Annotated in this window: 23 protein-coding genes; 19 read left to right on the top strand and 4 right to left on the bottom strand. The window is 73.2% G+C overall.

Annotated features, from left to right (window positions below):
- Window positions 1-4 precede the first annotated feature (4 nt).
- Complete coding sequence (locus tag GD880_RS10115; RefSeq protein WP_152231510.1) at window positions 5-931, bottom strand: LysR family transcriptional regulator; 927 nt, start codon at window positions 929-931, stop codon at window positions 5-7.
- Complete coding sequence (locus GD880_RS10110) at window positions 924-1,454, bottom strand: HtaA domain-containing protein (protein ID WP_152231509.1); 531 nt, start codon at window positions 1,452-1,454, stop codon at window positions 924-926. Before GD880_RS10110 ends, GD880_RS10115 begins: the two co-directional genes overlap by 8 nt.
- Window positions 1,455-1,783: 329 nt before the next feature.
- Here GD880_RS10110 and GD880_RS10105 point away from each other — a divergent pair, with 329 nt between their 5' ends.
- The 4 genes from GD880_RS10105 (at window position 1,784) to GD880_RS10090 (ending at window position 5,623) form a co-directional block, all read left to right on the top strand.
- Entirely contained in the window at window positions 1,784-1,972 is a 189-nt protein-coding gene (locus tag GD880_RS10105; RefSeq protein ID WP_152202284.1) for a ferredoxin, read from the top strand.
- Window positions 1,972-3,132, top strand: coding sequence for an NAD(P)/FAD-dependent oxidoreductase (locus GD880_RS10100; RefSeq protein WP_152231508.1), 1,161 nt, complete (start codon window positions 1,972-1,974; stop codon window positions 3,130-3,132). The genes GD880_RS10105 and GD880_RS10100 overlap by 1 nt, the downstream gene beginning before the upstream one ends.
- 77 nt (window positions 3,133-3,209) lie before the next feature.
- Window positions 3,210-4,388 carry a cytochrome P450 gene (locus GD880_RS10095; RefSeq protein WP_152231507.1) on the top strand — a complete coding sequence of 393 codons (1,179 nt, stop codon included), beginning with the start codon at window positions 3,210-3,212 and terminating at the stop codon, window positions 4,386-4,388.
- Between the two features lie 242 nt (window positions 4,389-4,630).
- The gene (locus GD880_RS10090) at window positions 4,631-5,623 is read left to right on the top strand and encodes an LLM class flavin-dependent oxidoreductase (RefSeq protein WP_152231506.1); all 993 of its coding nucleotides are present in this window, start codon (window positions 4,631-4,633) and stop codon (window positions 5,621-5,623) included.
- Here the strand turns inward: GD880_RS10090 and GD880_RS10085 are convergent.
- Complete coding sequence (locus tag GD880_RS10085) at window positions 5,620-6,624, bottom strand: LacI family DNA-binding transcriptional regulator (RefSeq protein WP_193314442.1); 1,005 nt, start codon at window positions 6,622-6,624, stop codon at window positions 5,620-5,622. The genes GD880_RS10090 and GD880_RS10085 overlap by 4 nt on opposite strands.
- Before the next feature lie 144 nt (window positions 6,625-6,768).
- On the opposite strand from GD880_RS10085, the gene GD880_RS10080 reads away from it, so the two are divergent.
- From GD880_RS10080 to GD880_RS10065, 4 genes are read left to right on the top strand one after another with little or no spacing between them, the layout of a single operon-like run.
- Window positions 6,769-7,542, top strand: a complete 774-nt coding sequence (locus tag GD880_RS10080; protein ID WP_152231504.1) for a glutamine amidotransferase — start codon at window positions 6,769-6,771, stop codon at window positions 7,540-7,542.
- A 25-nt stretch (window positions 7,543-7,567) separates the two neighbouring features.
- Window positions 7,568-7,750, top strand: coding sequence for a hypothetical protein (locus GD880_RS10075; protein ID WP_152231503.1), 183 nt, complete (start codon window positions 7,568-7,570; stop codon window positions 7,748-7,750).
- Window positions 7,751-7,787: 37 nt separating this feature from the next.
- On the top strand, window positions 7,788-8,837 hold the full coding sequence (locus GD880_RS10070) for a DMT family transporter (protein WP_152231502.1): 1,050 nt from the start codon (window positions 7,788-7,790) through the stop codon (window positions 8,835-8,837).
- 4 nt (window positions 8,838-8,841) lie between these two features.
- Window positions 8,842-9,879 (top strand): phosphotriesterase family protein, encoded by a 1,038-nt coding sequence (locus GD880_RS10065; RefSeq protein ID WP_152231501.1) that lies wholly within the window; start codon window positions 8,842-8,844, stop codon window positions 9,877-9,879.
- Between the two features lie 116 nt (window positions 9,880-9,995).
- Here the strand turns inward: GD880_RS10065 and GD880_RS10060 are convergent, their stop codons facing one another.
- Complete coding sequence (locus tag GD880_RS10060; RefSeq protein ID WP_152231500.1) at window positions 9,996-11,411, bottom strand: DUF2252 domain-containing protein; 1,416 nt, start codon at window positions 11,409-11,411, stop codon at window positions 9,996-9,998.
- Window positions 11,412-11,630: 219 nt separating this feature from the next.
- On the opposite strand from GD880_RS10060, the gene GD880_RS10055 reads away from it, so the two are divergent.
- From GD880_RS10055 to GD880_RS10005, 11 genes are all read left to right on the top strand, one after another.
- Window positions 11,631-12,476 (top strand): IclR family transcriptional regulator, encoded by an 846-nt coding sequence (locus tag GD880_RS10055; RefSeq protein ID WP_226909547.1) that lies wholly within the window; start codon window positions 11,631-11,633, stop codon window positions 12,474-12,476.
- Between the two features lie 73 nt (window positions 12,477-12,549).
- Window positions 12,550-13,812, top strand: coding sequence for a cytochrome P450 (locus GD880_RS10050; RefSeq protein WP_152231498.1), 1,263 nt, complete (start codon window positions 12,550-12,552; stop codon window positions 13,810-13,812).
- Window position 13,813: 1 nt separating this feature from the next.
- Complete coding sequence (locus GD880_RS10045) at window positions 13,814-14,890, top strand: PEP/pyruvate-binding domain-containing protein (protein WP_152231497.1); 1,077 nt, start codon at window positions 13,814-13,816, stop codon at window positions 14,888-14,890.
- Between the two features lie 171 nt (window positions 14,891-15,061).
- Window positions 15,062-16,930, top strand: a complete 1,869-nt coding sequence (locus GD880_RS10040) for a PEP-utilizing enzyme (RefSeq protein WP_152231496.1) — start codon at window positions 15,062-15,064, stop codon at window positions 16,928-16,930.
- Entirely contained in the window at window positions 16,927-17,667 is a 741-nt protein-coding gene (locus GD880_RS10035) for an SDR family NAD(P)-dependent oxidoreductase (RefSeq protein ID WP_152231495.1), read from the top strand. The genes GD880_RS10040 and GD880_RS10035 overlap by 4 nt, the downstream gene beginning before the upstream one ends.
- Before the next feature lie 9 nt (window positions 17,668-17,676).
- Window positions 17,677-17,997 (top strand): 2Fe-2S iron-sulfur cluster-binding protein, encoded by a 321-nt coding sequence (locus tag GD880_RS10030; RefSeq protein WP_152231494.1) that lies wholly within the window; start codon window positions 17,677-17,679, stop codon window positions 17,995-17,997.
- A 1-nt stretch (window position 17,998) separates the two neighbouring features.
- Window positions 17,999-19,258, top strand: coding sequence for an NAD(P)/FAD-dependent oxidoreductase (locus GD880_RS10025; protein WP_152231493.1), 1,260 nt, complete (start codon window positions 17,999-18,001; stop codon window positions 19,256-19,258).
- A 41-nt stretch (window positions 19,259-19,299) separates the two neighbouring features.
- Window positions 19,300-19,965 (top strand): HD domain-containing protein, encoded by a 666-nt coding sequence (locus GD880_RS10020; RefSeq protein WP_152231492.1) that lies wholly within the window; start codon window positions 19,300-19,302, stop codon window positions 19,963-19,965.
- Complete coding sequence (locus GD880_RS10015; RefSeq protein WP_152231491.1) at window positions 19,962-21,482, top strand: aldehyde dehydrogenase family protein; 1,521 nt, start codon at window positions 19,962-19,964, stop codon at window positions 21,480-21,482. Before GD880_RS10020 ends, GD880_RS10015 begins: the two co-directional genes overlap by 4 nt.
- Window positions 21,479-22,201, top strand: coding sequence for an HD domain-containing protein (locus GD880_RS10010; RefSeq protein WP_152231490.1), 723 nt, complete (start codon window positions 21,479-21,481; stop codon window positions 22,199-22,201). Before GD880_RS10015 ends, GD880_RS10010 begins: the two co-directional genes overlap by 4 nt.
- Window positions 22,198-23,138 (top strand): 4-hydroxybenzoate 3-monooxygenase (locus GD880_RS10005; protein WP_152231489.1); only part of this gene is annotated, 941 nt, incomplete at its 3' end. The genes GD880_RS10010 and GD880_RS10005, both read left to right, overlap by 4 nt.

Below are 23,138 nucleotides of genomic sequence, written 5' to 3'. Positions count from 1 at the left end.
CCCGTCACAGCGACGCGGCGGCCTCGACGAAGATCCCGCGCAGCCAGCTCTTGAACTCGTCGTCGGCCAGCCACGGGTTCCACACCATGTCCGTGCCGAGCCGCTGGATCGGGAACGGGAACTCCTCGATGCGCAGGTCGAGGTAGGCGCTCATGGCCGTGGTCACCCGGTACCGATGCACGGCCACGCCCCCGGCGCCGGCGATCAGCTGCGGGATCAGCAGGCTGTCGGAGACGTACTGGCGCACCGTGTACGCCAGCCCCTCGGCGTCCAGCACCTCGTAGGGCCGGTACCGCTGCGGCGAGGAGTCGAACGTGACGTGCGGCAGCGTCGCCAGCAGCTCGGCGGGGCCCGCGGCCTTGGGTGCGCGCGAGTTGGTGATGACCACCCAGCGGTCGTCGTACAGACGCTCCCGGGGGTGCGGCAACGTGAACGCCTCGGACATGAGCATCACGTCCACGCCGTCCTCGGTGAACATCGTGCTCGACGGCATCGGCGCGATGCGCATCCGCAGCACCGCGTGCGGCGCGCGCTCCGCCAGCAACCGGGCCAGGGTGCTGCCGATGACCAGGGCCGTGCTGCTCGTCATCGCCACGGTGATCACGCGACGGTCGACGGCGGGATCGAACGGGGCGGAACCGACCACGCGGGCCGTCTGGTGCAGCGCGCGTCGCAGCGGCACGATGAGCTCCACGCCGCGGGGGGTCAGCGACATCCCGCTGCCCTGGCGCACCACGAGTTCGTCGCCCAGCAGGCGGCGCATGCGCCGCAGCGCGTGGCTCATCGCCGGCTGCGACAGGCCCACCTTGGCCGCCGCCCGCGTCACCGACCGCTCCTCGAGCAGCGCCAGGAGCGGCACCAGCAGGTTGAGGTCGACCGAGGCCAGCCGGGCCAGCTCGGTGTCCGCCGACGGCCCCAGATCGTCAGCCATCGCCGCCGAGGATCGCGAGATCGCGGGCCGGGATGGAGACGCGGAGCGTGCTCAGCGGTTCACCGACGCCGTACTGGCCCCCGAGGAGGAGGCGTCCGTGGCCGGTCAGCGACGCGGCCAGCTCCAGCGTCGACATGCCGACGCCCGCCGGCTTCCCGTCCCCTGCCGCGGCGGGCCCGCCGGGCACGAGATCGGCGAGCGGCAGGCGGGCGTCCGCGTCACGACCGCCGCGCTCGCGGATCAGCAACGTGCCGTGCCCGCCGCCGAACTCCACCCGTGGATCCCGGAGCTCGACGTCCAGGGCGCCCCAGTGCCCGCTGAGCCGGACCGTGCCGAGGAACTGCCACGCGGATCTGGGGTGGCCGGCCGCCGGGCCCGGATCCTCCGCGGACAGCGGAAACCAGAAGCCGTCCGCGGTGCGCGACGCCGGAGCGAGGGTGTCGACCATCCCGTCCGCGAGCCCCTCGACGTACGTCACCAGGCTCTCCTTGACCGCCCAGGTCAGTCCGGCCGTCGTGGTCACCGCTCACCTCATCGTCCTCCGGGGTCACCGCCGCCGTCACCTGCGCGCGCCCATGCGTGGCAGTCACTGTGCCGCGGGGTCAGGGGTGCGTCAAGCGAATCTCATTGGCGTCTCGACATTCTGCGCGTGCATAGCCTCGGTGAATGCCCGCCACGCGGTTGCCGCTAAAAACGCCCGTCCTGCCGCGGCTTTGATTCCCGAACGGATATTCGCCGCCTGCATGTCGGAATGCACGGAAGTTATTTGCTTGACACTGTGTCAGCCCACACACTGCTGCGTAAAGCGAGTCGAGCAACGTCGCGGCTCGCCAGTGTTCCGGGAGGCAACCCATGAAGATCATCCTCGACCGACCGCGCTGCGAGGGGCACGGCCTCTGCGAGGAGGCCGCGCCGCACCTCATGCACCTCGACGACGACGGCGAGCTCGTCATCGACGTCGAGACCGTCGAGGGCGCTGACGCCGACGCCGCGAAGGCCGCGGCCCGGGTGTGCCCGGTCGCCGCGCTGAAGCTGGCCTGATGACGCGCCACCTGCGACGCGTCGTCGTCGTCGGCAACGGCATCGCCGCGCTCACCGCGAGCGACGCCCTGCGGGCCGCCGGGTTCGACGGCGAGCTGACGGTCGTCGGCGCCGAGCGCCACGCCCCGTACAGCCGGCCCGCGCTGTCGAAGGCCGCGCTCCTCGACGCCGAGGACATGACCTCCCACCAGCTGCCCGCCCCCACCCACGAGGCGACCGAGCTCCTCGGCGTGGCCGCGTCGGGGCTCGACGCCGACCGCAAGGTCGTGGCGCTCGACGACGGCACCGAGGTCCCGTACGACGGCCTGGTCATCGCCAGCGGCGCCCGGGCGCGGCGCCTGGGGCCGGCCGGCCTGGCCGGCGAGCTGACCCTGCGCGGCCTCGACGACGCGCTGGCGCTGCGCGGTCACCTGGCGAGCCGGCCGACCGTCGCCGTCGTCGGCGGCGGACCGCTCGGGATGGAGATCGCCTCCGGCTGCCTCGCCGTCGGCTGCGACGTCACCCTCGTCTCCTACGGCCGTCCCCTCGCCCAGCAGCTCGGTCCGTACCTGTCCGACCTCGTCGTCGGCGCCGCCGAACGGCAGGGGCTGCGCCTCGCGCCCACCCACGCCACCGGCCTGCGCGACGCCGGCGGCCACCCGCAGGTGGTGCTCGCCGACGGGTCGGCGCTCGACGCCGAGCTCGCGGTCAGCGCCGTGGGCGACGACCCCAACCTCGAGTGGCTGGCCGCCAGCGGGTTGCTGACCGAGGGCCGGCTCGCCGTCGACACCCGCGGGCGCGTGCGGCCCGACGTCGTCGCCGCAGGGGACGTGGCGACGATCCTGACCCGGCGCGGCGTCGGCCGTGTGCCGCTGTGGACCAGCGCCATCGAGCAGAGCAAGATCGCGGCGCTGGGCCTGCTCGCCGGGGACGACGCCGCCGAGCTCGACCTCCAGCCGTACTTCTGGACCGAGCAGTTCGGCCTCACCCTCAAGGCCAGCGGCTTCCTGCCGCTGACCGGCGCGCCGGAGGTCGTCGACGGCGACCCCGCCGGCGCGGCGCTGCTGCGCTGGGCCCACGACGACGGCTCGGGCACCGCCGTCGCCCTCAACTACCGCATCCCGGTGCCCCGGCTGCGCCGCCTGAGCGCCGCCGCCCCCGCGGCCACCTCCGCCGCCTGACCCTGTCCGATCCCGACACCCTGCCCACCCCGGCGACCCGCGACGACGCGGGCGCCCTCCGACCCCCGAGGTGCCTTATGACTGTGGAAACGCTGGCTACGTCCGACCTCGACCTCTTCGCCGACGAGGTCCTGCTCGACCCCTACCCCTACTTCGCCCAGCTGCGCAAGCAGGCCGCCGTGGTCCAGCTCACCACGAACGGCGTCTGGGCGCTGACGCGCTACGAGCACATCCGTGAGGCGCTGGCCAACTGGGCCACCTTCTCCTCGACCGCCGTCGCCTTCAACGACGACATGAATCACGCGCTCACCGGGACCAGCCTCGCCACCGACCCGCCGGACCACACGGCGCTGCGGGCCGCGCTCACCGAGAACCTCTCCCCGCGGGCGCTGCGCAAGCTCAAGGGCGACATCGACGCCAAGGCCGACGCCCTCGTGGCGCGCCTCGTCGAGCGCGGGTCCTTCGACGCGATCGAGGACCTCGCCCGCGCGCTGCCCCTGGAGGTGGTCTCCGACCTCATCGGCGTCCAGGGCGAGGCCCGGGCCAACATGTTCCGCTGGGCCGACGCCGCCTTCAACGTGCTCGGTCCGATGAACCAGCGGACCATCGAGAACTTCCCGATCGCCGGCGAGCTCTTCCAGTGGTCGCTGCAGGTGCAGGCCGAGGACCTCACCCCGGGCTCCATGGGACGCGCCATCTTCGACGCCGGCGAGCGCGGGGACATCCCGCGCGACAGCTGCGGGCACATCGTCCACCAGTACGTCGGGGCGGGGACGGACACCACGATCGCGTCGATCGGCAACGCGATCGCCCTGCTCGGCGCGCACCCGGACCAGTACGAGCTCCTCCGGCAGGACCCGTCGCTCATCCCCTCGGCCTTCAACGAGGTCCTGCGCCTCGAGGCGCCCGTCCACGCGTTCGGCCGGCGCGTCCAGGAGGACGTCGAGGTCGACGGCACGCTCATCCCCGCCGGCGTGCAGGCCGCGATCCTCTTCGGCTCCGGCAACCGCGACCCGCGCCACTACGAGAACCCGGACGCCTTCGACGTCCGTCGGAACCCGATCGACCACCTGTCCTTCGGGTACGGCGTGCACGGCTGCGCGGGGCAGGGCCTCGCCAAGCTCCAGGCGCACGCGGTCCTCGAGGCGCTGACCCGGCGGGTGCGCCGGTTCGTCGTCGGCGAACCGGTGCGCCACCTGAGCAACATGACCCGGAGCCTCGAGAAGCTGCCCGTGCTCGAGGTCGAGCCCGCCTGATCCGCGCGTAGCCGACGACGCCCCCGCCGCGGCGGGGGCGTCGTTCGTTCTTCGTCGAGCCGGGGCCAGGTTGCCGGCGCCGCCCGCCGGGCTGCCTCGCCCGCCCCGCCCGGCCCGCCGCGCCGGGACCGTGGTCCTCTCGGTTCTCGCCGCCGGCCTGCCAGACTGCGGCCAAGCCCTGTTCCCCGCCGCGGGTCGCCACGTGCGCGATCCGCGCCCCGCCATGCCCGAAGGAGCGCCCCATGACTGACACCAGCCGCCTTGGACGCGTCGGAGTGATGCTGCCCCGCGACCTGCCCGTCGGCCAGCTGCTGGACTTCGCCGTCCGGGCCGAGAAGCTCGGCTTCGACGAGCTGTGGGTCGTGGAGGACCTCGGCTACCGGGGCGGCATCGCGCAGACCGCCGCCGTGCTGGGCGTGACCTCGCGCATCCACGTGGGCATCGGCATCCTGCCCGCAGCCGTGCGCAACGTCGCCTTCGCCGCCATGGAGGTCGCGACCCTCGAACAGCTCCATCCCGGCCGGATCACCGTCGGGCTCGGGCACGGCATGCCCGGCTGGATGAAGCAGGTCGACGTGTGGCCGGCCAGCCCGCTCACCCTGTTGCGGGAGTACACCGAGGCGCTGCGCGACCTGCTCCGCGGGCGCACCGCCGCCGCAGGCACCTACGTGCGCACCGCCGACCTCACGCTCGAGGAGATCCCCGACGAGGTCCCGCCGCTGCTGCTCGGTGTGCGCGGGCCGCGCTCCCTCGAGCTGACCGGGGCCGTCGCCGACGGCGTCATCCTGGCCGAGCCCGCCCACCCCACCTATATCGCCGACGCCCTGCGCCACCTCGCCGCCGGCGCCCCCGCGGGCGGGCCGGCCCCGCAGGTGGTGACCTACGACGTCGCCGCCGTCGCCGAGACCGACCAGGCCGCCTGGGCGACGGTGCGCCCCGCGCTCGCCCCGATCGGCGAGCCGGACTGGCGCCCCCACGTGGCCGGGCTGCCCTTCGCCGACGACCTCGCCGCCCTGCGCGCCGCGTCCGGCAGCGCGCAGGAGTTCGCCGCCCGCCTCCCCGACGAGTGGGTCGCCGAGCTGTCCCTGGCCGGCACGAGCGAGCGCGTGCGCGCCGGTATCGCCGCGCGCCACCGCGCCGGCGCCACCAGCGTCGTGCTTACCCCCACCGGGCCCGACCGGGTCGCCGCGCTGGACGCTCTCGCGACGGCCCTCGAGGCCCCGGTGGGGGCCTAGGCCTGCGGCGCCGGCCGGGGCGCGACCGCCGAGCCCCGGACCACCAGCTGGAGCGGCAGCACCTGCCGGGTGGTCTCGCCCGGGCTGTCGATCGCCCCGCCCAGGGCCTCCAGCGCCGCGTGCGCCAGCGGCCGCACGGGCTGGGCCAGGGTGGTCAGCCGTGGCCGGAGCCACTGGCCGAGCTGGATCCCGTCGCAGCCGACCACGGACAGGTCCTCCGGGATCCGCAGCCCCTGGAGCTCGGCCCCGCTGAGTAGGCCGACCGCGACGATGTCGCTGCCGACGAACACCGCCGTCGGGGCACCGGCCCGGGTGAGGTAGGGGACGACGCTCGCGCCGTACTCCTCGGTGTAGGGCCCGCGGAGCACCAGGTGCTCGTCCGCGTCCAGCCCGTGTGCGGCCAGCGCGTCGCGATAGCCGCGGAGCCGGTCCTCGGAGGTGAGCAGCCCCGGGGGGCCGCCGACGTGCGCGATGCGCCGGTGCCCCAGCGTGGCCAGATAGCTCGTGGCCTGGTACGCGCCGCCGTAGTTGTCCACGGTGACCGTGGAGACGGCCGTGCTCGGGGCGAGGTCGACCTCCTCGTCGATGACGACGACCGGCAGGCCGCCGGCGATGGCGCGCTCAAGCTCGGCGTTGGTGCGGTGCATCCCGGCGAAGATGAGCCCGACGATGCTGTCCGTCCCCGACAGCTGCGCGCTGAGGGCGTTCTCCCGCGCGTGCTGCCGCCCCGAGGCGGCGATGAGGAGCGAGTAGCCCGCCTCGGCCGCCAGCGTGGAGCACTCCTCGGCCAGTGAGGTGTAGAACGGGTTGGTCAGCTCCGGCACCACCATGGCGATGAAGCCGTCTCGCCGGGTGCCTCGATCCACCCGATAGCCCGTCGCCCGCACGGCGTTGTCAATGCGTTGCGCCGTCTTGTCCTGAACCTTCAGCTGGCCCCGCAGGTACCGGGACACCGTCGACACGGACACCCCGGCCTCGTGCGCCACCTGTGTCAGCGTCATCGCCACTCCCATCGGTGCGCCCAACGTTTCGTGCGGCGAGCGTGCCCGGAACCTCCGGTTTTGACGACGAACGACCGCGTCTCATAGTGTCGCACACAACACGTTGCGCAATGAATGCGCAAAAACGCAACGGTGCAAGGAGTGGTGATGAGGGTTCTTCTCGCGGGCGAGTCCTGGGTCAATGCGGCGACGGACTACAAGGGCTACGACGCCTTCCCGCACGCACAGGTGGAGATCGGGTGCGCCGTCCTGCTGGCGGCGCTGCGCGGCGCCGGGCACGACGTGACCCATCTGAAGTCGCACGACGTCGCGGAGGACTTCCCGTCCACGCTCCAGGCGCTCGGCGCATACGACGTCGTCCTGCTCTCGGACATCGGGTCCAACTCCCTCCTGCTGCCGCCGGTGGTCTTCGCCCAGGGGCGCCCGGCGCCCAACCGCCTCAAGCTCCTCGCCGAGTGGGTGCGCGGCGGCGGCGCGCTGGCGATGGCCGGCGGCTACCTCAGCTTCCAGGGCTTCCAGGGCCGGGCGAACTACCACCGCACCGCGGTCGAGGACGTCCTGCCCGTGCGGATCTCCCCCTACGACGACCGTGTCGAGACGCCCGAGGGCATCGGTGGCCGGCTGACCGGCGTCGCCCACCCGATCACCGACGGGCTCGACGCGGAGTGGCCCATCCTGCTCGGCTACCAGCGGCTCGAGGCCCGCGAGGACGCCACGGTGCTCGCCACCATCGAGGACTCTCCGCTGCTCGCGGTGCGCCAGGTCGGCGCGGGGCGCACGCTCGCCTTCGCCTCGGACATCTCCCCGCACTGGGCGCCGCAGGAGTTCATGGACTGGGAGGGCTACGCGGTCCTGTTCGACCGGGCGGTCCGCTGGCTCGCCGGTGACCTGTCGGCCGAGGACGAGAGCGCGGCCTGACACGAGCGGGCAGGCCCTCGACGTCGTGGTCGTCGGCAGCATCGACATCGACCTGCGGCTCGAGGTCGCGGCGATCCCGCGCAGCGCGGAGACGATCCTGGCCCGGCGCACGCAGCGGTCGGCCGGCGCCGTCACCACCACCCGTCACGAGGCGCGGGACTCGCCGCCCCGCCGTGACGACATTCCGGAAACCGCAGGCACCAGGTAGCGCTTCCGTCTCATCACTAGGGAAAAGGTAGAAAGCAATGACGCATACCCGTACGCCGTCGTCCCACGTTCCCGATGGCGGGAACGTCGCCGCCGCGGTCGCCGACGCCCCGGCCCCGCGGAGCACGCCGAAGCGGAAGACCACCGCCACGGCCCTCCTCGTCCTGGCCACGGTCCTGGCGGGCACGCTCGGCCCGATGCAGTCCGCCGTGAACGGGCGGCTGGGCACCTGGCTCAGCGACGGCCACGCCGCCGCGCTCATCTCCTTCGGCACCGGCCTGGTGCTGATGTTCGTCATCGTCTTCTCCCGGAAGTCGACCCGGGAGCAGGCCCTGGCCATCCCGCGGATCATTAGGGAGCGGCGCATCCCCTGGCCGAACTTCCTCGCCGGCCTGTGCGGCGCCGTCATCGTCCTGTCCGAGGGGGTCTCGGTCGGCGGGCTGGGCGTGGCAACGTTCCAGATCTCGCTGATCTCCGGCATGGTCATCTCCGGCGTCGTGTGCGACCGGCTGGGCGTCGGCGTGGCGGTCAGGCAGCCGCTGTCCTCGCCCCGCATCCTCGGCGCGCTCCTCGCGGTCGTATCGACGGTCCTGGTCATCTCCCCGAACTTCCAGGCACCCCACGTCATCGCCCTGGCCATCCTGCCCTTCGTCGGCGGCCTGCTCGCCGGGTGGCAGCCGGCCGGCAACTCCAACGTCGCCAAGGCCACCGGCTCGATGTTCGTCGCCATCGGGTGGAACTTCCTCGTCGGCTTCACCGCGCTGCTCGTCGCCTACCTCATCCGCGCCCTGACCTCCGGCGTCGACTTCGCCCTGCCGGAGACGTGGTGGATGTACCTCGGCGGCCCGCTCGGCCTGATGTCCATCGCGCTGATGGCCCTGCTCGTCCGCGGCCTCGGGCTGCTGCTGCTCGGCCTGGCCTCCACCGCCGGCCAGCTGGTCGGCTCGGTCCTCATCGACACCCTGATCCCGGCGCCCGGGCACGTCGTGCACGCCGTCACCCTGCTCGGCACGCTCGTCGCCCTGGTGGCCGCCGGGATCGCGATGATCCCGTCCCGGCGCGCCGAGGCCGCCGTGGAGGCGAAGTGATCGCATGAGCACCGGATACGTCCAGACGGTCACCGGCCCGGTGGCCCGCGAGGACCTCGGCGTCGTGCTCCCGCACGAGCACCTGTTCAACGACCTCTCCGGGGTGGTGGACGAGCCGTCCTACGACTTCTCCGCCGTCCTCGTCGGCCGGCCGGTCAGCGCCGCCCACCAGTGGGCGCTGCGGCAGGACCCCTACTGCTGCGCCGACAACATGGCGGACAAGCCGGTCGACGCCGTCGTCGCGGAGATCGAGGCGTTCGCCCGGGTGAGCGGGCGCACGGTGGTCGACGCGACCGGCACGCCGGCCATCGGGCGCAACCCCGAGCGGCTGCGGGCGGTCGCCGAACGCACCGGGCTCAACGTCGTGATGTCGACCGGGGCCTACCTCGAGAAGTTCGAGGGGGAGGCCATCACCGCCCGCAGCGTCGACCAGCAGGCGCAGGCGATCTCCGACGAGCTCACCCACGGCGTGGGGGAGACCGGCATCCGGCCCGGGATGATCGGGGAGATCGGCATCTCGCCGTCCTTCACGGACGGCGAGAGGGCCTCGCTGCGGGCGGCGGCCACGGCGCAGCTGGACCACCCCTCCGTCGCGCTGAACATCCACCTGCCCGGCTGGGAGCGCTACGCCCACGAGATCCTCGACATCGTGCTCCACGAGGTCGGGGTCGACCCGGCCAAGGTCTCCCTGGCGCACTCCGACCCCTCGGGCGACGACCCGGACTACCAGCGCGCCCTGCTCGACCGGGGGGTGTCGCTCGAGTTCGACATGATCGGCCTGGACATCACCTTCCCCCAGGAAGGCGTCTCCCCGACGGCGCCGCAGACCGCCGACGCCGTCGCCGCTCTCGTCGAGGCCGGCTACGCCGGGCAGCTGCTGCTGAGCCACGACCTGTTCCTCAAGCAGATGTGGACCCAGCACGGCGGCAACGGGTTCGCGTTCGTGCCGACCGTGTTCCTCGCGATGCTGCGCCAGCGCGGCGTCCCCGAGGAGACCCTGCATCGCCTGGTGCGGGACAACCCGGCGGCGCTGCTCACCTGAGCCCGTGGCGCAGGCAACGGCCCCGTCAACCCCCGCTCCGTCGACGGGCCGGTGCCGTCGCGGCCGGGGACGGCGGGCACGGCGACGCGGGCGCGCCACCGGGACCAGCCGCCGCGCTAGGCGGCGACGGCGGGCCCGGCGGCCGGGAGCCGCCCGGCTGCGACGGCATCACCGAAGGCGGCAAAGTCCCGCGCGTTGAGGTCGGTGTAGGCGGTGGCGAAGTCGGTCACCGCCGCGGCGAACTCGTCGCCGTCGCCCAGGTAGGCGGCGATGGCGATGCGGTCGCCGGAGCGGGCGTGGGCCCGGGCCAGCGTCCAGGCGCACAGCCGCCCGTACAGCCGCATGCCCTCGGGCACCATCTTCTCGACCTCCAGCGACCCCTTCCAGTCGTTGAGCTGCCGGACGTAGAAGTCGCGCGTCCTGCCGTCGAGCCCGACGGTGCGGTCGAAGCCCAGGAACACGTCGCCGGCGGCCTGCATGATCCGCTGGCCGGCGACCACGCGGCGGCCCTCGTGGCGCTCGGTGATGGGGTCGAGGTGGGCCGCGAGCACCGACTGCTGGGCCTCCTTGATCTGGAGGAAGAGCGGGTCGTTGCCGTCGCGGCCCTGCAGGAGCACGATCCAGCAGCGGGTGCCCACGCTGCCGACGCCGACGACCTTCCGGGCCATGTCCACGAACGTGTACGAGTCCATCAGCTCGCGGTAGCCCGGCTCCAGCGACTGGGCGTAGCTCCGGACCAGGCTCTGCACCTGGGCGGCGATCTCGTCCGCCTGCACCTCGGGCTCGAGGCTCGAGAGCCGGACCACCAGGGGCGGGGCGTCGACGATCCGGCGCCCACCGTCGACCACCTCCGTGAGCTTGGCGAGCACGTGCCGGTGGTCGCGCCCGCGGGCGCGCGCGATGGCCTTGTCCACCCGCTTGCCGGCGCGCTTGCCGAGCCCGTCGGCCACCTGTTCGCGCTGCTGGGCGACGTCCACCCGGGCGTACCAGACCTCGAGGTTGCCGAGCTCGGCGAACTCGGCCATCGCATCCCGGTAGCCGCGCACGGTCGCCATCGCGGCCCGGCGGACCTCCTTGGCCGAGAAGCCGTTCTCCCGCCCGGCGACGACGATGCTGGCCGTGAGCCGCTTGACGTCCCACTCCCAGGGGCCGGGGAAGGTCTCGTCGAAGTCGTTGATGTCGAACAGCAGCCGGCGCTCGGGCGAGGCGAACATGCCGAAGTTGACCAGGTGCGCGTCGCCGCACAGCTGGGCGGTGAAGCCGGAGGCCGGCGTCCGCACCAGGTCGGCGGCCATGACCGCGGCGCCGCCCCGGTAGAACGCGAACGGGGAGGCGAGCATGCGGGCGTGCCGGATGGGCACGAGGTCCGGCAGCCGGGAGGGCATCTGGGCGGCGAGCACCCCCACGGGGTCCCGGTCCTCGGTGGGGAGCTCGGCGTGGGAGGCCGGCGGGACCCGGGTGCGGGCCAGCTCGCCCGCGCGTGATCGTTCCTCGGGGGTGGCGCGACGCTGCGCGGTCGCCGAAGCGTCCATGCCTCCATGGTGCGCGCCGACCCCGGCCTCCGGCCATCCCCCAGGCGAGGCGAGCGGCCGCGTTCTCCAGGCGCCGGGCGGAGCCGGCCGCGTGACGGTGGTGAGCCCGGACGCCGCCGCGTCCTCACCGGTTAGCCTGGCCGGGCGACGGCGCACTCGGGCGCCCGGGGAACGTGAGGGGGCAGGGTGGCGGGAGGTGCGCGCACGCCCGGGCAGAGCGTGACCTCCAAGGTCCTCGCCATCCTCGCGGCGTTCGAGACCGGCCCGAACGCCCTGTCCCTCAGCGACATCGCCGCGCGCAGCGACCTGCCGCTGAGCACGGTGCACCGGCTGGTGGGGGAGCTGGAGGAGTGGGGCGCCCTCAACCGCGACCCGGGTGGCGACTACCGGGTCGGCATGCGGCTGTGGGAGCTGGGGCAGCACGCCGGCCGGCAGATGCGCGAGCGGGCGCGGCCGATCCTCCAGGACCTGTTCGGCGTCACCCAGGAGACCACGCACCTGGCGATCCGCTCCGGACCCGACGTCCTCTACGTCGACCGGATCTACAGCTCCAAGCGGGTGCCCCGGGCGGCCCGGGTCGGCGGCCGGCTGCCGCTGCACGTCTCCGCCGTCGGGAAGGTGCTGCTCGCCTACGAGGAGCCGTGGTTCCGCGACACCTATCTGCTGCGCGATCTGGAGTCCCTCACGCCCGCGACCCGGGTGAACCCCGCGCGGCTGCGCGCCGAGCTCGAGCAGATCGCCCGGCAGGGCTACGCCGTCACCGAGCAGGAGGCGCGGGTCGGGTCCTGCTCGATCGCCGTGCCGGTGTTCCACCGCGAGGGCCGCGTGGGCGCCGGGCTGGGCCTGGTCGTCGCCGCCGCGCAGGCGCCGTCGATGACCCGCTACCTGCCCGCCCTGCGCGGCGCGGCCGCGGAGATCGAGCGGGTCACCGCCCCGTTCGCGCTCTCGACGATCCTGTCGACCTTCCGGCCGGCCGCCGGGACCGCGGGCAGGCGGGCGGCCGGCGCCGCGGCCGAGCCACCACCCGGCGCCCCGGCCCAGACTCACCCGGCTTCCACTGAGTAGAAGCGTCGCCTTGGCTCCCGCGCGACGGGCGGCTTGTATGGACCCCACGTTCGAGATCAGCGATGGAGCGGACATGGCAACGACGCAGGACGTGACGGCGCAGCCCTCCGGCTGTCCCGTCGACCACCACGGGTACGTCCCGTTCGACCAGCACGACCCCTTCCCGGCCTACGCCCGGCTGCGCGCCGAGGAGCCGGTGATGTTCGACGAGCGGATCGGCTACTGGGTGGTCACCCGCTACGACGACATCAAGGCGGTCTTCGCCGACTGGGAGACCTTCAGCAGCGAGAACGCCCAGGCCCCGGTGCGCGAGCGCGGCCCGCAGGCGAAGCAGATCATGGCCGAGGGCGGTTTCACCGCCTACTCGGGCCTGTCCGCCCGCATCCCCCCGGAGCACACCCGCATCCGGGAGATCGTCCAGCGCGAGTTCACCCCGCGCCGGTACAAGGTGCTCGAGCCGTTCATCCGCCAGAACGTCGACGACCTGCTCGACCGGATGCTCGACCGGCCCGAGCGCCGCGCCGACCTGGTGCGCGACCTCGCCTACGACATCCCCACCATCACGATCCTCACGCTGCTCGGCGCCGACGTCTCCCAGATCGACACCTACAAGCGGTGGTCGGACTCCCGTGCCGCGATGACCTGGGGCGACCTCAGCGACGAGGAGCAGGTCCCGCACGCGCACAACCTCGTCGAGTACTGGCAGGAGTGCCTGGCCCTGGTGGCCCGCGCCCACGAGCAGGGCGGGGACAACCTCATCGCCGACCTCGTCCGCGACCAGCAGTCCGGCGCCGAGATCACCGACCACGAGATCGCCTCGATCGCCTACAGCCTGCTCTTCGCCGGCCACGAGACGACGACGACGCTCATCGCCAACTCCCTGCGGGTGCTGCTGGCGCACAAGGACCAGTGGCAGGCACTCGTCGACGAGCCCAAGAAGATCAAGGCGGCGGTGGAGGAGGTGCTGCGCTACAGCCCGTCGATCGTCGGCTGGCGGCGCAAGGCCCTCAAGGACGCACGCATCGGCGGCGTCGACATCCCGGCCGGGGCGAACGTCCTGCTGCTCATGGGTTCGGCCAACCGCGACGAGGCACGCTTCGCCGACGCGGAGACCTTCGACGTCGACCGCCCCAACGCCCGCGAGCACCTGTCCTTCGGCTTCGGCATCCACTACTGCCTGGGCAACATGCTCGCCAAGCTCCAGGCGCGGATCGTCCTCGAGGAGGTGGCCGCCAAGGCCCCGCACCTGACCCTCGCCGACCCCGACGGCATCGACTTCCGGGAGAACCTCTCCTTCCGGGTCCCCGTCGCCGTCCCTGTCACCTGGGAGGCCTGACATGACCACCTGCATCCAGTTCTTCGACGCCGGCCTGGCCCCCGAGCACGACCTGCTCGGCGGCAAGTGCGCCTCGCTGGTGTCGATGACGGCGGCCGGCATGCCCGTCCCGCCCGGCTTCGCCGTCACCACCGCCCTGTACGACGCCTTCCTCGCCGCGGCCGGCATCGCCGAGGACATCCGCGACCTGCTCGCCGGCCTGGACGCCGACGACGTCGCCCACGTCGACGCCGTCTCCGCCCGCATCCGCGAGGAGATCTGCTCGCGGCCTATCCCCGAGCCGCTGCGGCAGGAGGCCCGCGCCGCCTATGACGAGCTCATGGCCCGCTGCGGCGGCGAGGTGCCCGTCGCGGTGCGCTCCTCGGCCACCGCCGAGGACCTGCCCGAGGCCAGCTTCGCCGGCCAGCAGGACACCTACCTGTGGCTGACCGGGTGGCGGGAGGTCGCCGACCACATCCGCCAGTGCTGGGCGTCGCTGTACACGAGCCGGGCGATCACCTACCGGCTGCGCAACGGTGTGCCCGACGAGGGCCTGTCCATCGCCGTCGCCGTGCAGAAGATGGTCAACGCCCGCGCCTCCGGCGTGGCCATGACCGTGGACCCCGCCAACGGCGACCGGTCGAAGATCGTCATCGACGCCTCCTACGGCCTCGGCGAGATGGTGGTGTCGGGGCAGGTCACCCCGGACAACATCCGCGTCGACAAGGTCATGCTCACGGTCGTCGCCGAGACCCGCGGCGACAAGCATGCCGAGCTCGTGCCGGACCCGGCCACCCGCTCGCTCGTGGAGCGCGAGGTCGACGCCGAGCGCCGGGCACGCCGCAGCCTCACCGACGCCGAGGTGCGGGCGGTGGCCGCCATGGCCAAGCGGGCCGAGAAGCACTACGGGTGCCCCCAGGACATCGAGTGGGCCCTGGACGCCGACCTGCCCGACGGCGAGAACCTCCTCCTCCTGCAGTCCCGCCCCGAGACGGTGTGGTCGGCCCGCAGGAGCGAGGAGAAGCCCAGGGCGGCCGCCGCGACCGCGCTGGGCATCGCCGGCATCACCAGCAGCCTGCTCGCCGCAGCCGGCAAGTAGGCCAACCGCACCACCGGCTTGTCCCGACGCAGCACCGCACCACCCGTCCCTCCCAACGCAGCACCGCGCCACCCGTCCCTCCCAACGCAGCACCGCAGCACCCATCACCCGCCCCCCGCGACGACGTCGCCGCCCCCCATTGCTGCACCGACGCAGCTCGAAAGGTGAGTCATGGCCAGAAAGTCGTTCCCCAGCCCCTTCGCCCTCCCCACGCCCCCGGGCGCCGAGGGCTGGGAACAGATCTACCCCTACTACCTCGTCTTCCAGGACGCCCTGAAGAAGGACGAGGACGAGAAGTTCTGGTTCTGCGACAGCCAGCACTGGCCGACGGTGTTCAAGCCGTTCGAGACCATCGGCGGGGAGTTCGCCGTGAAGTGCCTGGGCCAGTACAACGCCCGCCACCTCATGATCCCCAACGCCAACGGCATCGAGTTCCGCGTGCACCTGGGCTACCTCTACATGTCGCCGATCCCGGTGCCGGAGGACCAGATCGCCGCACGCGTGCCCCTTTTCGAGGAGCGCGTGGGCTACTACTTCCAGAACTGGGAACGACTGCTCGAGCAGTGGAAGCAGAAGGTGCGGGCGACCATCGACGAGATGGAGACCCTCCAGTTCACGAGCCTGCCCGACGTCGTCCCACTGGAGGACATCACCTCCGGCAAGGCGAAGGACGGCAGCGAGAAGCTCCTCGAGAGCTATGACCGGCTCATCCAGCTGTGCTACCAGAACTGGCAGTACCACTTCGAGTTCCTCAACCTCGGCTACATCGCGTACCTGGACTTCTTCAACTTCTGCAAGGAGGCGTTCCCGGGTATCCCCGACCAGGCGATCGCCACCATGGTCCAGGGCGTGGACATGGAGCTCTTCCGCCCCGACGACGAGCTCAAGGAGCTCGCCACTCTCGCCGTCGAGCTCGGCCTGCAGGACGGGTTCGCCAACACCGACGACGTCGCCGCCACCCTGGCTGCCGTCGCGGCCGCGCCCGGCGGGAAGAAGTGGATCGCCAGGTACGAGCAGGCCCAGGACCCCTGGTTCAACTTCACCGTCGGCAACGGCTTCTACGGACACGACAAGTACTGGAACGAGCACCAGGAGATCCCGCTCGGCTACATCGCCGACTACATCCGCCGCCTCGACGAGGGCCAGCAGATCCTGCGGCCCAAGGACGAGCTGGTCGCGGAGAAGGAGCGCATCGTCGCGGAGTACCGCGACCTGCTCGACGGCGAGACGCAGGCGGCCTTCGACGCCAAGCGCCAGCTCGCGGCCACCGCGTACCCCTACGTGGAGAACCACAACTTCTACATCGAGCACTGGACGATGGGAGTCTTCTGGCGCAAGGTCCGCGAGCTGAGCCGCATGCTCCACGCCGAGGGCTTCTGGACCGAGCCGGACGACCTGCTCTACCTCGGCCGCAACGAGGTCCGGGACGTCCTCTTCGACCTCGTCACCGGGTGGGGCGTCGGCGCCCCGCGCGGCCCCATCGGCCCGGTCTACTGGCCGGCGGAGATCGAGCGGCGCCGCGCGATCGTCGAGGCCCTCAAGACCGCCCGGCCGGCCCCGGCGCTCAACACCCCGCCGGCCTCCATCACCGAGCCGTTCACCCGCATGCTCTGGGGCATCACCACCGAGCAGGTCCAGCAGTGGCTCGGCGCCGGCGAGGACGACGACTTCTCCGGCCTGCGGGGCATGGCCGCCTCCCCCGGGGTGGTCGAGGGCGTCGCCCGGGTCGTCCACGACGCCGACCAGCTCGCCGAGGTCCAGGAGGGTGAGATCCTCGTCGCGACGGTGACGGCACCGAGCTGGGGTCCGATCTTCGGGAAGATCCGCGCCACCGTCACCGACATCGGCGGCATGATGAGCCACGCCGCCATCGTGTGCCGCGAGTACGGCCTGCCGGCCGTCACCGGCACTGGCTCCGCATCGACGACCATCCGCACCGGCCAGCGGCTCCGGGTGGACGGCAACGCCGGCACGGTGACCATCCTCGACGCGGCGGGGCAGGAGGCGCCGGCGCCGGCGCTGGGCGGGGCGGTGCAGTGACCCGGACGGTGCTCATCACCGGCGGGGCCGGCGGGCTCGGGCGCGCATTCGCGCTCGGGTTCGCCGACCCCGGCGCCCGCGTGGCGGTGGCGGACGTCAACGCCGCCGGCGCCGAGGAGACCGCCGCCCTCGTGCGCGAGCGCGGCGCCCAGGCCCTCGCCGTCGCGGTCGACGTCACCTCCCTCGAGTCCACCGAGGCCATGGCCACGCAGGTGGCCGCCTTCGGCGGCGGCGGGATCGACGTCCTGGTCAACAACGCCGCCATCTACGCCGGCATCACCCGCAGCCCCTTCGAGGAGATCGACCCGGCCGAGTGGGACCGGGTCATGGCGGTCAACCTCAAGGGCCCATGGCTGTGCGCCCGGGCGTGCAGCCCCCACCTGCGCGAGGGTGGCGCGATCGTCAACATCTCCTCGGCGACCGTCCTGAGCGGCTCGGAGCAGTGGATGCACTACGTCGCCTCCAAGGGCGGGGTCATCGCGCTGACCCGGGTCATGGCCAAGGAGCTGGGCCGCCGCGGTATCCGCGTCAACGCCATCGCCCCGGGCTTCACCCTGACCGAGGCCAGCTACGCGCTGATGGAGGACGCCGCCAGCTACGGCGTCGACCGCGCCGCCCTCAAGCGGCCCTCCCAGCCGGAGGACATCGTCGGCGCCGCCCGCTTCCTCGCCGGGCCGGACAGCTCGTACATCAGCGGTCAGACCCTCGTGGTCGACGGCGGCCGCCAGTTCATCTAGGAGGAACCCATGCCGCAGATCACCTACACCGAGCACGACGGCGCCACCCGCGTCGTCGAGGGCAACGTCGGCGACTCCGTCATGGAGACCGCCGTGCGCAACGGCGTCCCGGGCATCGTCGCCGAGTGCGGCGGGTCGCTCTCGTGCGCCACCTGTCACGTGTTCGTGGACGAGGACGACCTCGACCGGCTCGACCCCATGAGCGAGATGGAGGACGAGATGCTCTACGGCACCGCCGTGGACCGGGAGGACAACTCCCGCCTGTCCTGCCAGCTGCGCCTCAAGGACGGCTGCGACCTGCGCGTGACCACGCCCGAGACGCAGGTGTGAGATGACCGGACTGCTCATCGTCGGCGCCAGCCAGGCCGGGGTCCAGCTCGTCGCGTCCCTCCGCGCCCTCGGCTTCGACGAGCCCATCACCCTCCTGGGCGAGGAGAACCACCGGCCCTACCAGCGCCCGGCGCTGTCCAAGGAGTTCCTGCAGGACAAGGTCGGCAAGGAGTCGCTGATCTTCCGCAGCCAGGAGTACTGGGACGAGCATCGCGTCGACCTGGTCAAGGGCCAGCGGATCGAGCGGGTCGAGCGCCGCGCGGACGGCTCGGGCACCGCCCACGCCGCCTCCGGCCGGGCGTTCGCCTTCGACCGGCTCGCGCTCGCCGTCGGCGCCCGGGCCCGGCGCCTGGAGGTCGACGGCGCCGGCCTCGCCGGGGTGCTCTACCTGCGCAACGCCGACGACGCCCTGGCCCTCAAGGCCGCGATGCCCGAGGCGAGCGACGTCGTCGTCATCGGCGGCGGGTTCATCGGGCTCGAGGCGGCCCGCAGCGCCCACGCGCTGGGCAAGCGGGTCACCGTGCTCGAGGCCGGCCCGCGGCTGGTGGGCCGGGCGGTGGGGAAGGAGACCTCCGCGTACTTCCTGCGCGCCCACCGCGCCGCCGGGCTGGACATCCGCCTCGGCGCCCACGTCACCCGGTTCGTCGGCGACGGCGCGGCCGGCGACGGCGGACGCCTCACCGGCGTCGAGCTCGCTGATGGGGAGGTCGTCCCCGCGCAGATCGCGCTCGTGGGCATCGGCGTCGTGCCGAACACCGAGCTCGCCGAGCAGATGGGCCTGGCCGTCGATAACGGGATCGTCGTCGACCGCTACGCCCGCGCCTCCGACGGCGCCACCGTGGCGGTGGGCGACTGCGCCAACCTGCCCAACCCGGTGCCCGGCGCCCCGGCCGGGGAGCGGCTGCGGCTCGAGAGCGTCAACAACGCCGTCGAGCAGGCCAAGGTCGCCGCCTACTCCCTGGTGGGCCGGCGCGAGGAGTACGCCGGCATCCCGTGGTTCTGGTCCAACCAGGGCGACCTCAAGCTCCAGATCGCCGGGCTGTCCCTCGGCCACGACGCCACCGTGGTGCGCCGCGACGACGCCCGCGGGAAGTTCTCCGTGCTGTACTACCGCGCCGGCCGGCTCATCGCCGCCGACTGCGTGAACCACCCCCTGGATTTCATGGCCGTCAAGAACGCCCTCGCGCAGGGCACGACGATCCCCGCCGACCTCGCCGCCGACGCCGCCGTCCCGCTCAAGGGCCTGGCCCGGCCGCTCTGACCGCCGCGCCGCCCGGCCCGCCCGACACCGAGGAAGAGCCCATGCCTGCACCGTCCGTCACCCGCCTGACCACCGACCTGCCCGTGGACACCTCGCCCATCGTCTGCACGCCCGCGGCCGGGACCGACCTCGACGACATCTGGCGCGCGGTCATCCCCGAGACCCGGGCCCGCAGCAACGACGTGCACCTGCCGATCTCGCTGGCCTACGCCGAGCGGCTGTGCGCCGTCCACCCCGAGGCCGACGCGCTCGTGGTGCGCGTGGCGATCCTGCTGCACGACACCGGCTGGGGCCGGGTGGACGAGGCCCGCATCTTCGCCGAGGGGTTCTCCGGGGACTGGCGCAAGGCGCAGATCCGGTTCGAGCACGAGCGCCAGGGCTGCCTCATCGCCCGGGAGGTGCTGCCCCCGCTGGGCTACGACGACGAGTTCGTCGAGCGGGTGGTGGCCATCATCGACGGGCACGACACCCGGCCCGACTCCCGGTCGCTCGAGGACTCCCTGGTGCGCGACGCCGACCGGCTGTGGCGCTTCGACCACGCCGGCATCGCGGTGGCAGCCGGCTGGTTCGGGCTCGACCCGGCCGCCTACGCCGACCGGCTCGAGGTGGAGATCCTGCCCGAGCTGCTCACCGAGGCGGCCCACACCATGGCGGTCGCCGACCTGGCCCGGTCCCGGGCGCTGCTCAAGACGGGGGTGCTGCGATGAGCGCGACGCAGCCGGCACCGGGCGCGGCCGCCGCACCGCCCGCCGGCTCGGGCCTCGACCGGGCCACCCTCGACCTGCCCTACACCTACCAGGACGACCACTTCGTCGACGGCGCCTGGGCGCCCTCGACCGGCACCGGCCGCATCGCCGTCGTCGACCCCGCCACCGAGGAGGCATGGGGTGCCGTCCCCGACGCCACCGGCGAGGACGTCGAGCGCGCCGTCGCCGCGGCCCGCCGCGCCCTGCCCGGCTGGGCCGCCACCGCGCCGTCGGAGCGGGCGGCCTACCTGCGGCGCATCGCCGAGGAGGTCGAGCGCCGGGCGCAGCCGCTCGCCTGGACGAACACCCGGGAGAACGGCTCGCCGCTGGCCGAGACGTCCGGCGCGGCGGCCAACGCCGCCGGCATCCTGCGCTACTTCGCCACCCTCGCCGAGCACCTGGAGACCCCGGACGTGCGCCCGTTCCCCAACGGGGCCGGGGAGACCGTGGTCGGCTGGGACCCGGTCGGGGTCTGCGCGCTCATCGCGCCGTGGAACTTCCCCATCAACCTCGTGGTCATCAAGCTCGCGCCCGCGCTGCTCGCCGGGTGCACGGTGGTCATCAAGCCCGCCTCGCCCACCCCGCTGTCGATCCGGCTGGTCCTCGACGCCGTCGCCGCCGCCGGGGTGCCGGCCGGGGTGGTCAACCTCGTCACCGGCGGCGGCGCCGTGGGCGACGCGCTCGTGCGCCACCCGCACGTGGCGAAGGTGGCCTTCACCGGTTCCACCCCGGTCGGGCGGCGCATCGCCGCCGCCTGCGGGGAGCTGCTGCGCCCGGTGACCCTCGAGCTCGGCGGGAAGTCGGCCGGCATCGTGCTGCCCGACGTCGACCTCGAGGAGATGTCGCGGGCGCTCATCCGCTCGTGCCTGCGCAACACCGGTCAGACCTGCTACATCTCCACCCGGCTGCTGGTGCCCGCCGCCCGGTACGGCGAGGTCGTCGACGCGATCACCGCCACCGTGGCCGCCGCGCCGCTGGGCGACCCGCTCGACGTGCGCACCGTCTTCGGGCCCGTGGCCACCCGCGCCCAGTACGACACGGTGCTCGAGTACCTCGCCGCCGGCCACGCCGAGGGTGCCCGCGCCACCACCGGCGGGGCTGCCGCCGAGGCCGACCGCGGGTACTACGTCCAGCCCACCGTCTTCGCCGACGTCACCCCCGGCATGCGCATCGCCCGCGAGGAGATCTTCGGGCCCGTGCTCGCCGTGCTGCGCTACGAGAGCGAGGACGAGGCCGTGGCGCTGGCCAACGACACCGCCTTCGGCCTCGGCGGCATCGTCTTCTCCGCCGACGCCGAGCACGCCTACCGGGTGGCCCGGCGGGTCGACACCGGCTCCATCGGGCTGAACTTCTTCGCCTCCAACCACAGCGCCCCCTTCGGCGGGCGCGGCGACTCCGGCCTCGGCGTCGAGTACGGCCTGGAGGGGCTGCACGCCTACCTCTCCCCGCAGTCCGTGCACCGGCGGGTGGCCCGATGAGCCGGTTGCACAGCGAAGCGGCGCCGCGCACCTCGCTGCTGGGCCGCGACGTCGCCCACCTCGTCCCGCCGCGCTCCGCAGTGCCGGGCCTGGTCGAGCTGACCGGCCGGGACCGGGCGGTGTGGGAGCGCGCCGCCGCCTACCTGCACGTGCGCGACAACGACGTGCACACCCTGTACTCCTACGGCCTGGCGACGGCGCTGCTCGCGCGGACGCCGGAGGCCCGCGCCGAGGTGGTGCTGCCGGCGATCCTGCTGCACGACACCGGCTGGTCCACCGTGCCCGAGGACGACGTGCTCGAGGCCATCGCCCCGCAGGCGCGGCGGCCGGAGCTGGTGCGCGCCCACGAGGTCGCCGGCGCGCGCATCGCCCGGGAGATCCTCACCGAGCTGGGCCACGACGCCGACGACGTCGAGGAGATCGCCGCGATCATCGACGGCCACGACAGCCGCCGCGAGGCGATCTCCGTCAACGACGCCTGCGTCAAGGACGCCGACAAGCTCTGGCGGATCACCCCGCACGGGCTGACCACCGTGCAGCGCTGGTTCGGCCTCGACGCCGAGGAGGCGCTGCGCCTCGTCAGCGCCCGGACCCACGAGCACCTGCACACCGAGGCGGGACGGGCGATGGCGGCCGCCCTGGGCGCCGTCGCCGCGATCGGCCGGAGTCCCGAACGGCGCGCGCTGGCTCTCGCACCGATGGAGAGGAACGAGGAATGAGCGAACGGATCGTCCCCACCCAGGTCGGGATCGTCGGCGCCGGGCCGGCCGGGCTGTGGCTGGCGCACCTGCTGGCCGTCGCCGGAATCGACTCGGTGGTGCTGGAGCGGCGCTCGCGGGTGGAGATCGCCGCCACGCACCGGGCGGGGATCCTCGAGCAGGGCACGGTGGACCTCATGGCGGCGCTGGGCCTGGACGCCCGGATGCGGGCCGAGGGGTACGCCCACCACGGCATCGAGCTGCGGGTGGCCGGGGAGGCGCGGCGCGTCGACTTCGCCGACCTGGTCGGGCGGGCGGTGCAGCTCTACCCCCAGCAGGAGGTCTTCACCGACCTGGTCGACGGCGCCGCCGCGAGGGGCCTGGACGTGCGGTTCGAGGTCGCCGACGTGGCCCTGCACGACCTGACGAGCCAGGCGCCGTCGATCACCTTCACCGACGCCGACGGCGCCCCCGTCCGGGTGGTGTGCGACTTCGTCGCGGGCTGTGACGGCTCGCGCGGGATCGCCAAGTGGGCCATCCCGGAGGCGGTGCGCACCGACCACTTCCGCGAGTACCCCTTCGACTGGTTCGGGATCCTCGTCGAGGCGCCGCCGAGCGCGCCGGAGCTGATCTACGCCGCCTCCGACCACGGCTTCGCGCTGATCTCCCAGCGCACCGCGACCACCCAGCGGATGTACTTCCAGTGCGACCCCACCGACAGCCCGGACAACTGGTCCGACGCGCGCATCTGGGACCAGCTCGAGGCGTGCACCGCCGCCCCCGGGTTCGCGCTCACCCGCGGGCCGATCGTCGACAAGACCGTCATCCCCATGCGCTCTTACGTGTGCGAGCCGCTGCAGCATGGGCGGCTCTTCCTCGCCGGCGACGCCGGCCACACCGTCCCCCCGACCGGGGCCAAGGGGATGAACCTGGCCGCCGGGGACGTCGCGGTGCTGGC

Origin of the sequence: Georgenia ruanii, from assembly GCF_009193175.1 — a bacterium.
Classification (GTDB): Bacteria; Actinomycetota; Actinomycetes; order Actinomycetales; family Actinomycetaceae; genus Georgenia; species Georgenia ruanii.
This window is presented reverse-complemented; position numbering and strand designations above follow the sequence as displayed.

What these genes read in the sequence shown, in the direction of transcription:
- GD880_RS10115 (WP_152231510.1), bottom strand. Translation starts at nt 931, where the DNA reads ATGGCTGACGATCTGGGGCCGTCGGCGGACACCGAGCTGGCCCGGCTG.
- GD880_RS10105 (WP_152202284.1), top strand. Translation starts at nt 1,784, where the DNA reads ATGAAGATCATCCTCGACCGACCGCGCTGCGAGGGGCACGGCCTCTGC.
- GD880_RS10100 (WP_152231508.1), top strand. Translation starts at nt 1,972, where the DNA reads ATGACGCGCCACCTGCGACGCGTCGTCGTCGTCGGCAACGGCATCGCC.
- GD880_RS10095 (WP_152231507.1), top strand. Translation starts at nt 3,210, where the DNA reads ATGACTGTGGAAACGCTGGCTACGTCCGACCTCGACCTCTTCGCCGAC.
- GD880_RS10090 (WP_152231506.1), top strand. Translation starts at nt 4,631, where the DNA reads ATGACTGACACCAGCCGCCTTGGACGCGTCGGAGTGATGCTGCCCCGC.
- GD880_RS10085 (WP_193314442.1), bottom strand. Translation starts at nt 6,624, where the DNA reads ATGACGCTGACACAGGTGGCGCACGAGGCCGGGGTGTCCGTGTCGACG.
- GD880_RS10070 (WP_152231502.1), top strand. Translation starts at nt 7,788, where the DNA reads ATGACGCATACCCGTACGCCGTCGTCCCACGTTCCCGATGGCGGGAAC.
- GD880_RS10065 (WP_152231501.1), top strand. Translation starts at nt 8,842, where the DNA reads ATGAGCACCGGATACGTCCAGACGGTCACCGGCCCGGTGGCCCGCGAG.
- GD880_RS10060 (WP_152231500.1), bottom strand. Translation starts at nt 11,411, where the DNA reads ATGGACGCTTCGGCGACCGCGCAGCGTCGCGCCACCCCCGAGGAACGA.
- GD880_RS10050 (WP_152231498.1), top strand. Translation starts at nt 12,550, where the DNA reads ATGGCAACGACGCAGGACGTGACGGCGCAGCCCTCCGGCTGTCCCGTC.
- GD880_RS10045 (WP_152231497.1), top strand. Translation starts at nt 13,814, where the DNA reads ATGACCACCTGCATCCAGTTCTTCGACGCCGGCCTGGCCCCCGAGCAC.
- GD880_RS10040 (WP_152231496.1), top strand. Translation starts at nt 15,062, where the DNA reads ATGGCCAGAAAGTCGTTCCCCAGCCCCTTCGCCCTCCCCACGCCCCCG.
- GD880_RS10030 (WP_152231494.1), top strand. Translation starts at nt 17,677, where the DNA reads ATGCCGCAGATCACCTACACCGAGCACGACGGCGCCACCCGCGTCGTC.
- GD880_RS10025 (WP_152231493.1), top strand. Translation starts at nt 17,999, where the DNA reads ATGACCGGACTGCTCATCGTCGGCGCCAGCCAGGCCGGGGTCCAGCTC.
- GD880_RS10020 (WP_152231492.1), top strand. Translation starts at nt 19,300, where the DNA reads ATGCCTGCACCGTCCGTCACCCGCCTGACCACCGACCTGCCCGTGGAC.
- GD880_RS10015 (WP_152231491.1), top strand. Translation starts at nt 19,962, where the DNA reads ATGAGCGCGACGCAGCCGGCACCGGGCGCGGCCGCCGCACCGCCCGCC.
- GD880_RS10010 (WP_152231490.1), top strand. Translation starts at nt 21,479, where the DNA reads ATGAGCCGGTTGCACAGCGAAGCGGCGCCGCGCACCTCGCTGCTGGGC.